We start from the raw sequence: 13,344 nt of genomic DNA, 5'->3' as shown, positions 1-13,344 counted from the left end.
AAAAACCTCCGGATCAGTTCATGGCTCCGGCTTTCTCGAACATCTGCTGCACCTGCTGTTCCAGCAGTGCGTGCTCCGGCGCTTCCAGCAGCGGGTCGTCGGCCAGCATGGCAACGGCTTCCGCCTGCGCAGCGTGCAGGGTGCGGGTGTCGTTCATCAGGTCGGCGATCTGCAGGGTGGGCAGGCCGTGCTGGCGGCTGCCGAAAAAGTCGCCGGGGCCGCGGGTCTCCAGATCGTACTGCGCCACCGCAAAGCCGTCCGTGGTGCTGCACAAAAATTTCAGCCGCTTTTGTACGTTTTCGCTTTGGTTGTCGCTGACAAGGAAGCACCAGCTCTCCGCAGCACCGCGTCCCACGCGGCCGCGCAGCTGGTGCAGGGCGCTCAGACCGTAGCGCTCTGCGTTTTCAATCACCATTACGCTGGCATTGGGCACATCCACACCCACCTCAATGACGGTGGTGGACACCAGTGCGTCCAGCCGTCCGGCTTTGAAGTCCTCCATCACGGCAGCTTTCTCCTTGGGTTTGAGCTTGCCGTGCATCAGGCCTACCCGGCGCTCCGGCAGCAGGGCTTTGGCAATGTCCTCGTAGTAGCTCTTAACGGCGTTCAGCCCGCCATCCGGTGTGTCTTCGATGGCGGGGCAGACCAGATACACCTGCCGCCCGCGCCCGATCTCCTGATCGAGAAAATGGTAGAGGTCGCGCCGCTTTTTGCCGGTGATGCAGCGGGTCTTGACCGGTGTGCGGCCCGGCGGCAGCTCGTCCAGAATGGAGATGTCCAAATCGCCGTAGATGAGCAGGCCCAGCGTGCGGGGAATGGGCGTTGCGCTCATCACCAGCAGGTGCGGATTCGCGGCCTTTTCAGCCAGCATCCCGCGCTGCCGTACCCCAAAGCGGTGCTGCTCGTCGATCACGGCAAGACCAAGCCGGGCAAATTCTACGCCTTCGCTGAGGATGGCGTGGGTGCCCACCACAAGGTCGGCTTCGTCGTTCCGGATGGCGGAAAGGGTGGTGCGGCGTGCAGCGGCCTTCATGCCGCCGGTCAGCAGGGCCACCCGCATCCCGAAGGGGGCAAGCATCCGGTTCAGGCCTTCGGCGTGCTGGGTGGCCAGAATTTCTGTCGGGGCCAGCAGCGCGGCCTGATACCCCGCCCGGATGCAGGCCCAGATGGCGGCAGCCGCCACCAGCGTTTTTCCGCTGCCCACATCGCCCTGCAAAAGGCGGTTCATGGAAGTCTCGCCCGCCATGTCGGCCAGAATCTCGCTCACGGCCCGGCGCTGGGCTCCGGTGGGGGAGAAGGGCAGGCTGGCCCAGAACAGGGACGGGTCGGCAAGCTGCATGGGCGCACCGGTGGCAGCGGCACCCCGGTTTTTCATCCGGCCAATGCCCAGCTGCAAAACCAGAAGTTCTTCATAGATCAGCCGCCGCCGGGCTGCATAGGCCTGCTCTTCGGTGGCAGGGCAATGGATGGCCCGCACGGCATCTGCCTTGGAGAGCAGACGGTATTTTGCCAGCATTTCCGGCGGAAGAGGGTCGGGCAGAAGCTCTGCATGGGGCAGCAGCTGCCGCACGCACTTAGCGATGGCATTGCTGGTCAGGCCCTCGGTCTGGGGGTAGACCGCTTCAAAGGGAGAAGCCTTGATCTGCTCGGCGGTGCGCACCTGCGGGTTGACCATCTGGCGGCGCAGCATCCCGCCGGTAACGATGCCCTGAAAATAATATTCCTGCCCAAGCTGCAGCTTCTGGGCGGCATACGGATTATTGAACCATGTGATTTCCAGACTGGACACATCGTCCCCGGCAGTGATGCGCTCCATCCGCCGCCCGCCCGGCAGGATACGCCCGCCGGGTTTGGCGAACACCTCGGCCCTGACGACGCACTCCACATCGGTGGGCGCTTCGGCGATGGAATAGGGTTTGGTGAAGTCGATATATCTGCGCGGGTAGTGGCACAGCAGGTCGGCCAGCGTCACGATGCCCAGCTTCTCGAACCGCTCAGCGGTCTTGGGGCCAACGCCCTTCAGATAGCGCACCGGCGTATCCGGGGTGAGGGTGGTATGGTTTTCGGCGGGCATGGCGTGTCAGCTCCTTTCCTGGATGCAATATAGCCATTGTAACACGGAGCGGCAGCGGATGCAAATGGCCCAAAAAGGAAAAACCGGCAGGACCTTTGCCTTTGGGCAGGAACTGTGGTACACTCGGAAGAAAAAGAGGGGAGAATATTTATGGAGATCCGTAAGGGGACCTTAAAGGACTTGGAGGCCATTGCAGCGGTGGAGGCGGCCTGCTTCCCGGCGGCAGAGGCGGCTACGGCAGAGGAGTTTGCCGAGCGGCTGCAGCAGTACGGCGATCATTTTTGGCTGCTGTGGGAGGGGGAAAGGCTGCTGGCCTTTGTGGACGGCTTTTGCACCGACTGGCCGGACCTGACCGATGAGATGTACGCCGACGCCTCCCTCCACCGGGAGAATGGTGCCTGGCAGATGATCTTTGGGGTAAACACCATCCCGGCCTGCCGCAGACAGGGGTACGCCGGGCAGCTGCTGCAGCAGGCCATTGCCGACGCCCGGGCCCAAGGCCGGAAGGGGCTGGTACTGACCTGCAAGGAGGCCCTGGTGCACTACTATGCAAAGTTCGGCTTTGTGAACGAGGGCGTTTCCGGCTCCACCCACGGGGGCGTGGTGTGGTACCAGATGCGGCTGAAGTTCTGAGGGGGACGATCTGGAATGGCCTACGCCTTGCTCCGGCCGTATTCAGCGGAAGAATAATTTTTAAGAGAGCAATGCCGGAGCGTCCGCGGAAGCTCCGGCATTGCATTTTCACTGGAGGGGGCGTAAAGGTAGACGGCATTTGCAGTGCCGCTTTCTGCGAAAGTGCGGCACTGCGGCAGACTTTTCGGCTTAACTGCAAAGTGACCGGTTTCGCTAGAGGCTCTCCCTTTGAGGAAAGACTTCCCCCGTTCCGGGGGAAGATGTCACCGCAGGTGACAAAAGGGGGAGTCTGTCACCGTAGGTGACGGAGAGGGCGAGGAGGCTGATAGGGAACAACACAAAACAAAAAAATCCCGGAAGCTTCAGCTTCCGGGAATCTTTTGGAGGTGACGACCAGATTTGAACTGGTGGATGAGGGTTTTGCAGACCCTTGCCTTACCACTTGGCCACGTCACCATATTTAGGAGTGAATTTCCACTCCTGTTGGAGCGGCCGACGAGGCTCGAACTCGCTACCTCCACCTTGGCAAGGTGGCGCTCTACCAGATGAGCTACGGCCGCATATTCGGTGCATTTTACCTTGCACCCATCATTTCTGATGCCCTGAAAACAAGTTTCAAAGTAGGTGAAAGCTTGCGCTTTCTTGGTGGCGACCCGGATCGGGCTCGAACCGACGACCCCCAGCGTGACAGGCTGGTGCTCTAACCAACTGAGCTACCGGGCCATATTGGAGCAACCGTTGCTGCTCCGTTATGGAGCGGCCGACGAGGCTCGAACTCGCTACCTCCACCTTGGCAAGGTGGCGCTCTACCAGATGAGCTACGGCCGCATATTGGAAACCCTGCTGGGTTTCCTTGACTGGTGCCTCCGATCGGAATCGAACCAATGACACGGGGATTTTCAGTCCCCTGCTCTACCGACTGAGCTACAGAGGCGCACCGGACGATGATTATTATACCTGAAATTTCGATTTTGTAAAGGGGTAAATCCAAATTTTTTTCAGAAAATTGAAACTTTCTTGATTTTGGTCGCTCCAGCGCGTAAAATAAGAATGACTTTTTTCAACCTGCTTTCGGCACATCCGGCACAGGACGTGCTGTGTGCGGGCGTGCCAAACAGAAATTGACAAATTCAACAACCTATGGTTTAATGAAAATGAAATGATTCAGGCGCTTTTGCCCTTTTTCTCTGTGTATACCTATATTATAGTAAGAAAAGGGCAGAGGCGTTTTATGATTTGACTACAGACGGCCCGCTTTTTGCAAGAAAGGCCGGGCCGGGAGGAGCAGCATGGCAAAAAAACAGGAATATGGCAACGAGAGCATTACTTCTTTGAAGGGTGCCGACCGTGTGCGTAAGCGCCCGGCAGTTATCTTTGGCTCAGACGGCGTGGAGGGCTGCGCCCACTCCATCTTTGAGATCGTCTCCAACTCCATCGACGAAGCCCGCGACGGCCACGGCGATACCATCAACGTGACCCGCTGTAAGGATGGCAGCGTTATCGTTGAGGACTTTGGCCGCGGTATGCCCGTGGACTGGAACAACGGCGAGGGGCGCTACAATTGGGAGCTGTTGTTCTGCGAGATGTATGCAGGCGGCAAGTATGGCGAGGGTGAGGATAACTATGAGTTCAGCCTTGGCTTGAACGGTCTGGGCCTGTGTGCTACCCAGTATGCTTCTGCATGGATGACCGCCGATATCTACCGTGACGGATACCACTATCACCTTGATTTTAAAAAGGGCGAGAATGTGGGCGGCCTGCAGAAGGAAGCCTACAAGGGCCGCCGCACCGGCAGCATCATTCACTGGAAGCCGGACGACGAGGTGTTCACCGACATCGATGTGCCCGGCAGCTACTATAAGGATACCCTGCGCCGTCAAGCGGTGGTCAACGCAGGCCTGACCCTGAACTTTACCGATGAAAAGGAGAAAGACCCTGCCACTGGCAAGGCGTGGTACGAGAGCTGGTGCTATGAGCACGGCATCGCGGACTATGTGGCCGAGGTGGCAGGGGAGGATACCCTGACCCCGGTGTTCAGCTGTGAGAGTGAGGCATCCGGCCGGGACCGCGAGGACCAGCCGGATTACAAGGTGCGCATGAGCGCGGCGTTCTGCTTCTCCAATAAGGTGCAGATGCTGGAATATTACCACAACTCTTCCTGGCTGGAGCACGGCGGCAGCCCGGAGCACGCGGTGCGCACCGCCTTTGTCTATCAGATCAACAAGTACCTGAAGGAAAAGAACCTCTATAAAAAAGGTGAGAGCGCCATTAGCTTTCAGGATGTGCAGGACTGCTTGGTGTATGTCTCGTCCAGTTTTTCCACCCGCACCAGCTACGAGAACCAGACCAAAAAGGCCATCACCAACAAATTCGTCTCGCAGGCTATGACCGACTTCCTCAAGCATTATCTGGAAGTGTATTTTCTGGAAAAGCCGGACGAGGCCCAGAAGATCTGCCAGCAGGTGCTGGTGAACAAGCAGAGCCGTGAGCATGCGGAAAAAACGCGCCAGAGCATCAAAAAAACGCTGTCCACCCAGATCGACCTTGCCAACCGGGTGCAGAAATTCGTGGACTGCCGCACCAAGGATGCATCTCGCCGCGAGCTGTATATCGTGGAGGGCGATTCCGCTATGGGTGCGGTCAAGTCCAGCCGCGACAGTGAATATCAGGCCATCATGCCCATCCGCGGCAAAATTTTGAACTGCCTGAAGGCCGACTATGCCCGCATCTTTAAATCGGATGTCATCGTGGATCTCATCAAGGTGATGGGCTGCGGCGTGGAACTGGGCGGCAAACACAACAAGGAGCTGGCCACCTTCAATCTCGATAATCTGCGGTTCAATAAAATCGTCATTTGTACCGATGCCGATGTGGACGGCTACCAGATCCGCACGCTGGTGCTCACCATGCTCTACCGCCTGACCCCGACCCTGATCGAAAAGGGCTATGTGTATATCGCAGAGTCGCCGTTGTATGAAATTACAACGAAAGACCGCACTTATTTTGCATACACCGAGCCGGAAAAGACAGCGTTTCTGGAAGAGATCGGCGAGAAAAAATACACCATCCAGCGCTCCAAAGGTCTGGGTGAGAACGACCCCGAGATGATGTGGCTGACCACCATGAACCCGGAGAGCCGCCGTCTTATTAAAGTGATGCCCACCGATGTGGTGCAGACCGCGCAGGTGTTCGATATCCTGCTGGGTGATAACCTTGCAGGCCGCAAGGAACACATTGCGCAGCACGGCGCAGAATATCTGGACGATCTGGATGTGAGCTGATGATTTTAAATTGCCTCCGCTTGCGCTCTGGCAATGACAGAGGTAACGTTATTTTAATTTGGTGATTTGTCGCAGCCTGCGGGCTGCTCCAAATCACGTTTTCACGAAGAAGGCCCCAACGGGTCACGGCATTTTAAGGGAAAAATGCAGAAAACCGGAACGGCTCCATCTGTGAAAGAGCAGCTCAGGATGGCCCGCAGGCCATCCTGAACTGCAAAAATAAAAAATATTTTCCGCTGAATATGGGCAGAGCGAGAGCGGCGCCCATTTAAAATCGTCAAGAGGTTAGAAGATGCCTAGAAAATCGACCAAGAAAACAATCAAGCCGGTGCGCCCGCAGCTGGGCGACGGCGTTGAAATTTTAAATGCCGGCAGTGTGCTGGAGGACCCCATCACCCGCACGCTGGAAACCAACTATATGCCCTACGCCATGAGCGTCATCGTCAGCCGCGCGCTGCCAGAGATCGACGGTTTCAAACCGGCGCACCGCAAGCTGCTGTACACCATGTACGAGATGGGCCTGCTCAAGGGCGCACGCACCAAGTCTGCCAACATCGTGGGCAGCACCATGCACCTGAACCCCCACGGTGATGCCGCCATCTACGACACCATGGTGCGCATGGGCCGCGGCAACGAGAGCCTGCTGGTGCCCTTTGTGGACAGCAAGGGCAACTTCGGCAAGGCCTACAGCCGGGATATGTCCTGCGCTGCTGCCCGTTACACGGAGGCGAAGCTCGAGGGTGTGTGCGAGGAGCTGTTCCGGGATATCGACAAGGAGACCGTGGACTTTGTGCCCAACTACGACAGCACCACCACCGAGCCTACCCTGCTGCCGGTCACCTTCCCCACCATTCTGGCCAACAACACGCTGGGCATCGCTGTGGGCATGGCCTGCAACATCTGCTCGTTCAATCTGGCAGAGCTGTGTGCCACCACCGTGGCCCTGATGAAGGACGAGCACCACGACATCTCCACCACTATGCCCGCCCCGGACTTTGTGGGCGGCGGTCAGATTTTGTACGATGAAGCGCAGATGCGTGAAATTTACGAGAACGGCCGCGGCAGCGTGAAGGTACGCGCCCGCTACAATGTGGTGCCGGGCGAAAACATGATCGAGGTCACCCAGATCCCGCCCACCACCACGGTGGAGGCCATCATGGATAAGATCGCGGAGCTGGTCAAGGCCGGCAAGGTCAAGGAGATCAGCGACATGCGTGACGAGACCGACCTGAACGGCCTGAAGCTGACACTGGACCTCAAGCGCGGCGTGGATGCCGACAAGCTGATGGCAAAGCTGTTTAAGGCTACCCCTCTGGAAGACAGCTTCAGCGCTAACTTCAATATTCTGGTGTCCGGCCAGCCCCGCGTGATGGGCGTGCGCGAAATTCTCAAGGAGTGGACGGCCTTCCGCGTGGAGTGCGTGCGCCGCCGCACCTACTACGACCTGCACGGCAAGGAAAAGCGCCTGCACCTGCTCAAGGGTCTTGCTGCTATCCTGCTGGACATTGACAAGGCAATCAAAATTATCCGCACCACCGAGGAAGAGACCGAAGTGGTGCCCAACCTGATGATCGGTTTTGGCATCGATGAAGTGCAGGCCGACTATGTGGCCGAGATCAAGCTGCGTCATTTGAACCGGGAATATATCCTCAAGCGCACCAGCGAGATCGAACAGCTGGAGAAGGACATTGCCGACCTGAACGATATCCTTGCAAAGTCCGCCCGCATCCGCCGCATCATCATCAATGAGCTGAACGATGTTGCCAAGAAGTACGGTCAGCCCCGCCGCAGCGAGATCCTGTACGATCTGCCTGAGGAAGAGAACGGCTCCGAGGAGGAAGAAGCGCCGGATTACCCCGTGACGGTGTTCTTTACCCGCGAGGGCTACTTCAAAAAGATCCCGCCGCAGGGTCTGCGCACCGCCGGTGCCCATAAGCTGAAAGAAGGCGACGAGATCGTGCAGCAGATCGAGACCCGCAACAACGTGGAAGCGCTGTTCTTTACCGACAAGCAGCAGGTGTACAAGGTGCGTCTGGCAGAGCTGGAGGACGGCAAGGTGGCCCAGATGGGCATTTTCATCCCGGGCCGTCTGGGCATGGACGAGGGCGAGACCGTGCTCTCCATGGTGATCACCAGCGACTACAGCGGCTATATGCTGTTCTTCTTTGCCAGCGGCAAGTGCGCGAAAATTCCGCTCAGCTCCTATGCCACCAAGCAGAACCGCCGTAAGCTGCTCAAGGCCTACTGTGACAAGGAACCGCTGGCGAAGCTCTTCTTCCTGCCGGAGGAAACGGAGCTTGCTATCCGCACCAGCGCCAGCCGGATGCTGCTGGTGGGCACGGCGCAGATCGCGGCCAAGGCCACCCGCGACAGTCAGGGCGTGGCGGTGGTCACCCTGAAAAAGAACCAGACCATCGCTTCGGTGGTACCTGCGGACACGCTGGAGCTGGCGAACCCCCACCGCTACCGTGTGCGCAGCCTGCCCGCTACCGGTGCGCTGCTCCGCGCCGAGGACGAGGGCGAGCAGATGAGTCTGCTGTAAAACGCTTTTTATTGAGAAATGGCTCCGCTTCGCTCTGCCATCCTTAGCGGAAGTTGATTTTAAGGATTGCAAATTGGAAAAATCTGCGGATTTTTCCAATTTGCCTTTTCACAAGAAAGGCCGCAACGGCAAACGGCATCTTGCTGCTGTCGGCTTGCAGCCGTCGCGCAGCGGAAAAATGCATTTTCCGGCAGCGACCCCACCCGTGAAAATGTGTTTGGAGCGGCCCGCAGGCCGCGACAAACACGAAAATAAAAATGGAATTTCCGCTATTATTGTCAGAGCGAAGCGGAGACAATTTTAAATCGTTTCTATATAAAAGAGGAAACTGCAATGCAAAACATCGACCTGATCTGTGTGGGCAAGCTGAATGCAAAATATTTCGCCGAGGGCGTGGCCGAGTACCAGAAGCGCCTTGCCGCCTTCGCGTCCTTCCGCATCATCGAGCTGCCGGAGGAAAAGATCGAGGAGAAGAACGCCTCGGATGCCGTGGTAAAAAAGGCACTGGACAAGGAGGGCAAGGCCATCCTGTCCAATGTACGCAAGGGTGCTGCCATCGTGGCCATGTGCATTGAAGGCAGGCAGATCTCCTCCGACGAGCTGGCGCAGTTCCTTGCCGACCGCGCAAACAGCGGGGCAGGGGATGTGGCCTTTGTGATCGGCTCGTCCCACGGCCTGTCCGATGAGGTGAAAAAGGCCGCCGCCCTCAAGTTCAGCATGGGACGCATCACCATGCCCCACCAGCTGGCCCGCCTTGTGCTCACGGAACAGATCTACCGTGCCTGCACCATCAATGCAGGAATGAAATACCATAAATAAGTGCAAAAACCGGTCTGTTCCCCAAAGCAGGCCGGTTTTCGGCTTTACAAGCGGCGCAAAACATGGTACAGTAAAGATACTGTGCTTTCCCTTTGAAAAGCACGCCCGGCAGTGGGGAAAGCTGCCGGAACGATACAACAACGACACGGCAAACCAGCCGCGGACGGAAAGGATGTACTACAATGGAACAGAGCGAAAAGACCCTTGATATGATCGTCAATCTCTGCAAGAACCGTGGTTATGTGTTCCCCGGTTCCGAGATCTACGGCGGTCTGGCCAACAGCTGGGACTACGGCCCGCTGGGCGTCGAGTTCAAGAACAATGTCAAAAAGGCATGGCTGAAGAAATTCGTGCAGGAGAGCCCCTATAATGTGGGTCTGGATGCAGCCATCATCATGAACCCTCAGACCTGGGTGACCACCGGCCATGTCTCCAGCTTCTCGGACCCCCTGCTGGACTGCCGCGCCTGCAAGGCACGCCACCGCGCCGACAAGCTGATCGGTGAGGAGCACCCCGAGGTGAATGTGGATGCCATGAGCTTTGACGAGATGGATGCTTTCATCGCAGAGCATGAGGACATCGTGTGCCCGGTGTGCGGCAAGCATGACTTCACCCCCATCCGCAAGTTCAACCTGATGTTCAAGACTGCCATCGGCGTTACTGAGGATAGCTCTTCCACCTGCTATCTGCGTCCTGAGACCGCACAGGGCATCTTTGTCAACTTTGCCAACATCCAGCGCACCACCCGCCGCAAGCTGCCCTTCGGCGTGTGCCAGGTGGGCAAGGCTTTCCGCAACGAGATCACCCCGGGCAACTTCACCTTCCGCACCCGTGAGTTCGAGCAGATGGAGTGCGAGTTCTTCTGCAAGCCCGGCACCGATCTGAAATGGTTCGCTTACTGGAAGGACTATTGCGAGAACTGGCTGCTGAGCCTTGGCATCAAGAAGGAGCACCTGCGCCTGCGTGACCACGAGCCTGCAGAGCTGGCCTTCTACAGCCGCGCTACCACCGATATCGAGTACGCCTTCCCGTTCACCGACTGGGGTGAGCTGTGGGGCATTGCGGATCGTACCAACTACGACCTGACCCGCCATCAGGAAGCTTCCGGCAAGAGCCTGGAGTACTTCGACAGCGAGACCAACGAGCACTACATCCCCTACGTCATTGAGCCGTCTCTGGGCTGTGACCGTGTGGCTCTGGCTTTCCTGTGCGAAGCATACGACGAGGAGCACCTGACCGACAGCAAGGGCAAGGAGGATATCCGCACCGTGCTGCATCTGCATCCGGCTCTGGCTCCCTACAAGTGCGCTGTGCTGCCCTTGAGCAAGAAGCTGGGCGAGAAGGCCATGGAGATCCGCAACGAGCTGAGCAAGTACTTCATGGTGGATTACGACGATACCGGTTCCATCGGCAAGCGTTACCGCCGCGAGGACGAGATCGGCACCCCGTACTGCATCACCGTGGACTTTGACACCGTGGGCGACGAGGCCAAGGGCATTGCCGCCGACAACTGCGTCACCGTCCGTGACCGCGATACCATGGAGCAGGTTCGTATGCCCATCTCCGAGCTGAAAGCTTATATCGAGAGCAAGATCGAGTTCTGAGAAAATTTCGCTTTCAGGCGATAAAAACAGCCCCGCCGTTGCAATTTCGGCGGGGCTGTGCTATAATACAAATAAAGAAAGTGCTGTCTGGCAAACGGTCAGTACCTTTCCGGCGCGATAATCAAAAGATGACCGCTCAGGTTTGGACGCTGAGGGCGGTCATTTTTTGTTGTTGAAGATCTTCCACGCGATATCGAAAATGCCAAAGCTCACGGTTGCAAGCAATGTGAGCAGAGCCAGAGTTTCTAAAAGCGTCATGAAGCATCACCCCCTTCGCTGCAAAGCGTCTGGGGTACGACAAAAATGTTCGTCTTCCCGACGCAGGGCCGAAAAGGCATAGACCGCCTGCCGTATGTAGACAGCACTTTCAAAAGACAGTATAACAGACGTTTCCTGCTTTTTCAACAGCGGGAGGTGTCTGTTTTCTTTTTACTGGACAGAACGGCTTGTACCGGGTATACTGAAAAACAGAAAAACATGATTTTTACACCGCAGGAGGTTCTACCGTGGAAAACTTTGACGAACTGCTGAAAAAATATGCCGATTTCATCGTCCGGGTGGGGGTGAACCCACAGCCCGGACAGACCCTCATCATCAACTGCCCGCTGGAGGGCGCGCCGCTGGCGCGGCTGTGCGTGCGCAGTGCCTACGAAGCCGGTGCCCGGGATGTGCAGGTGAACTGGAGCGATGACGCTGTGGCCCGTGCCCGCATGGAGCTGGGCAGCGAGGAGGCCCTGACCGACCTCAAGCCATGGCAGCTGCGCCGCTATCTTGACTATGCTGAAAGCGAGGGCGGCGTGTGTGTACTGCATCTCATTGCGGACGACCCGGAGCTGTATGCGGGCATTGACGGCAATAAGATCAGCCGGGTGAATGCCGCCCGCCGCGCCTTTATGGAGGAGTGGCAGGAGTACACCATGAACGACCGGGTGCAGTGGTCCATTGCGGCCCTGCCCAGTGTGCCGTGGGCAAAGAAGGTCTTCCCGGAGCTGGACGCGGATGCCGCAATGGAGGCTTTGTGGAAGCTGATCTTTGACGTGTGCCGGGTCACTGGTGGCGACCCGGTGAACGAGTGGCAGGCCCATATGGAGCGGCTCAGCACTCTGCGGGATAAAATGAACGCGCTGGACTTGGAAAGCGTGCATTTTGAGAGCAGCAATGGCACGGACCTGACCGTGGGTCTTGCGGATCAGGCTGTGTGGGAAAGCGCCGCCAGCAAGAGCGAAAAGGGCGTGGTGTTCCTGCCCAACATCCCCACGGAGGAAGTGTTCACTGCGCCCCACAAGGACAGGGTAGAGGGCATCGTCTACGGCACAAAGCCCTATGTGTTCAACGGCCAGCTCATCAAGAACTTCCGTGTCACCTTTGAGAAGGGCCAGGTTGTGGACTACCACGCCGAGCAGGGGCAGGTGCTGCTGGGCCGTCTGCTGGACGGCGACGAAGGCTCCCGCAGCATTGGCGAAGTGGCACTGGTGCCGGCAAGCAGCCCCATCAACCGCAGCGGCAAGCTGTTCTACAGCACGTTGTTTGACGAAAATGCCGCCTGCCACATCGCTTTTGGTGCCAGCTACCCCGGCACCACGAAGGGCGGCACGGCGCTGACGAAGGAAGAGCTGCTGGCCCGCGGCATGAACCAGTCCCGCCTGCATGAGGATGTGATGATCGGTGCAGAGGACAGCCATATCACCGGCAAATGCCGCGATGGCCGCACCGTGGAGCTGTTCCGGGACGGCGTGTGGGTGCTGTAAAAGACCCTGCGGCGAAAAAAATCTGCGAAAATGCTTGCATAATCGCGGGATGTATGGTATATTCTAGTAGTACGATATAGTTTAACCTGAAACGTGGGCCGCAAGGTCCGCGTTTCTTGTTTGTTTGGAGGTTTTTTATGGCGAAGCAGTCTGGCGGCAACACCGCCCAGAGAGTCGAAGCGCTTGTCCGCCCCACCGTGGAGGGCATGGGCCTGCGCCTGTGGGATGTGGTTTTTGAAAAGGAAGGTCCAGACTGGTATCTTCGCGTGCTCATCGACAAGGACGGCACCATGGATACCGACACCTGCGCGGATGTTTCCCATGCGCTGGATCCCATCCTTGACGAGGCAGACCCCATCGACCAGAGCTATTATCTGGAAGTGGGCAGCCCCGGCCTTGGCCGTAAGCTGACCCGCCCGGAGCACTATGAAGCCCTCAAGGGCCAGAAGATCCGGGTAAAGCTCATCCGCCCGAATGCAGACGGCGTGCGTGAGTTTTCCGGTATTCTGACAGGCCGCGAGGGCAGCACCGTTACGGTGAACACCGATGCGGGCGCTGTCACCTTTGAGGTGAACGCCGCATCCAGCGTGAACCTGTGCGACGATGAAGACCTGTTTGACTAACATAGATAGAGAGTAAATTA

Annotated in this window: 9 protein-coding genes and 5 tRNA genes; 8 read left to right on the top strand and 6 right to left on the bottom strand. The window is 57.8% G+C overall.

Annotated features, from left to right (window positions below; all coding sequences use genetic code 11):
• Window positions 1–13 precede the first annotated feature (13 nt).
• Window positions 14–2,074, bottom strand: coding sequence for an ATP-dependent DNA helicase RecG (gene recG / locus J3348_RS11615; RefSeq protein WP_207699039.1), 2,061 nt, complete (start codon window positions 2,072–2,074; stop codon window positions 14–16).
• A gap of 150 nt (window positions 2,075–2,224) precedes the next feature.
• Between recG and J3348_RS11610 the strand changes: the two genes are divergently transcribed.
• Window positions 2,225–2,707 carry a GNAT family N-acetyltransferase gene (locus tag J3348_RS11610; RefSeq protein ID WP_097773887.1) on the top strand — a complete coding sequence of 161 codons (483 nt, stop codon included), beginning with the start codon at window positions 2,225–2,227 and terminating at the stop codon, window positions 2,705–2,707.
• A 381-nt stretch (window positions 2,708–3,088) separates the two neighbouring features.
• Here J3348_RS11610 and J3348_RS11605 read toward each other — a convergent pair.
• The 5 genes from J3348_RS11605 to J3348_RS11585 all read right to left on the bottom strand — a co-directional run bounded on the left by J3348_RS11605 (window position 3,089) and on the right by J3348_RS11585 (window position 3,641).
• Window positions 3,089–3,163: transfer RNA gene (locus J3348_RS11605), tRNA-Cys, on the bottom strand.
• Between the two features lie 28 nt (window positions 3,164–3,191).
• A tRNA-Gly gene (locus J3348_RS11600) sits at window positions 3,192–3,267 on the bottom strand.
• An 86-nt stretch (window positions 3,268–3,353) separates the two neighbouring features.
• Window positions 3,354–3,430: transfer RNA gene (locus J3348_RS11595), tRNA-Asp, on the bottom strand.
• 29 nt (window positions 3,431–3,459) lie between these two features.
• Window positions 3,460–3,535 (bottom strand) — tRNA-Gly (locus tag J3348_RS11590).
• Between the two features lie 30 nt (window positions 3,536–3,565).
• Window positions 3,566–3,641 (bottom strand) — tRNA-Phe (locus J3348_RS11585).
• Between the two features lie 355 nt (window positions 3,642–3,996).
• Between J3348_RS11585 and J3348_RS11580 the strand changes: the two genes are divergently transcribed.
• From J3348_RS11580 to rimP, 7 genes are all read left to right on the top strand, one after another.
• The gene (locus J3348_RS11580) at window positions 3,997–5,988 is read left to right on the top strand and encodes a toprim domain-containing protein (RefSeq protein WP_120020158.1); all 1,992 of its coding nucleotides are present in this window, start codon (window positions 3,997–3,999) and stop codon (window positions 5,986–5,988) included.
• Window positions 5,989–6,280: 292 nt separating this feature from the next.
• Entirely contained in the window at window positions 6,281–8,530 is a 2,250-nt protein-coding gene (locus J3348_RS11575; protein ID WP_207699038.1) for a DNA gyrase subunit A, read from the top strand.
• Between the two features lie 73 nt (window positions 8,531–8,603).
• Window positions 8,604–8,834 carry a hypothetical protein gene (locus J3348_RS11570; RefSeq protein ID WP_207699037.1) on the top strand — a complete coding sequence of 77 codons (231 nt, stop codon included), beginning with the start codon at window positions 8,604–8,606 and terminating at the stop codon, window positions 8,832–8,834.
• Between the two features lie 29 nt (window positions 8,835–8,863).
• The gene (rlmH, locus tag J3348_RS11565) at window positions 8,864–9,349 is read left to right on the top strand and encodes a 23S rRNA (pseudouridine(1915)-N(3))-methyltransferase RlmH (protein ID WP_044954166.1); all 486 of its coding nucleotides are present in this window, start codon (window positions 8,864–8,866) and stop codon (window positions 9,347–9,349) included.
• 182 nt (window positions 9,350–9,531) lie between these two features.
• Window positions 9,532–10,953 carry a glycine--tRNA ligase gene (locus J3348_RS11560; RefSeq protein WP_154256666.1) on the top strand — a complete coding sequence of 474 codons (1,422 nt, stop codon included), beginning with the start codon at window positions 9,532–9,534 and terminating at the stop codon, window positions 10,951–10,953.
• A 506-nt stretch (window positions 10,954–11,459) separates the two neighbouring features.
• Window positions 11,460–12,701, top strand: coding sequence for an aminopeptidase (locus J3348_RS11555; protein ID WP_207699036.1), 1,242 nt, complete (start codon window positions 11,460–11,462; stop codon window positions 12,699–12,701).
• 137 nt (window positions 12,702–12,838) lie between these two features.
• Window positions 12,839–13,324 (top strand): ribosome maturation factor RimP, encoded by a 486-nt coding sequence (rimP, locus tag J3348_RS11550; RefSeq protein ID WP_005945397.1) that lies wholly within the window; start codon window positions 12,839–12,841, stop codon window positions 13,322–13,324.
• The last annotated feature ends 20 nt before the right edge of the window (window positions 13,325–13,344 follow it).

The organism is Faecalibacterium sp. Marseille-Q4896, assembly GCF_017377615.1.
GTDB classification, from domain to species: domain Bacteria; phylum Bacillota; class Clostridia; order Oscillospirales; family Ruminococcaceae; genus Faecalibacterium; species Faecalibacterium taiwanense.
The sequence above is the reverse complement of the archived record's forward strand: the minus strand, read 5'-3'. Positions and strand labels throughout refer to the sequence as shown.

Excerpts from the sequence above, each read along its gene's own strand:
- J3348_RS11580 (WP_120020158.1), top strand. The coding sequence starts at position 3,997 with ATGGCAAAAAAACAGGAATATGGCAACGAGAGCATTACTTCTTTGAAG.
- rlmH (WP_044954166.1), top strand. The coding sequence starts at position 8,864 with ATGCAAAACATCGACCTGATCTGTGTGGGCAAGCTGAATGCAAAATAT.
- rimP (WP_005945397.1), top strand. The coding sequence starts at position 12,839 with ATGGCGAAGCAGTCTGGCGGCAACACCGCCCAGAGAGTCGAAGCGCTT.
- J3348_RS11575 (WP_207699038.1), top strand. The coding sequence starts at position 6,281 with ATGCCTAGAAAATCGACCAAGAAAACAATCAAGCCGGTGCGCCCGCAG.
- J3348_RS11610 (WP_097773887.1), top strand. The coding sequence starts at position 2,225 with ATGGAGATCCGTAAGGGGACCTTAAAGGACTTGGAGGCCATTGCAGCG.
- recG (WP_207699039.1), bottom strand. The coding sequence starts at position 2,074 with ATGCCCGCCGAAAACCATACCACCCTCACCCCGGATACGCCGGTGCGC.
- J3348_RS11560 (WP_154256666.1), top strand. The coding sequence starts at position 9,532 with ATGGAACAGAGCGAAAAGACCCTTGATATGATCGTCAATCTCTGCAAG.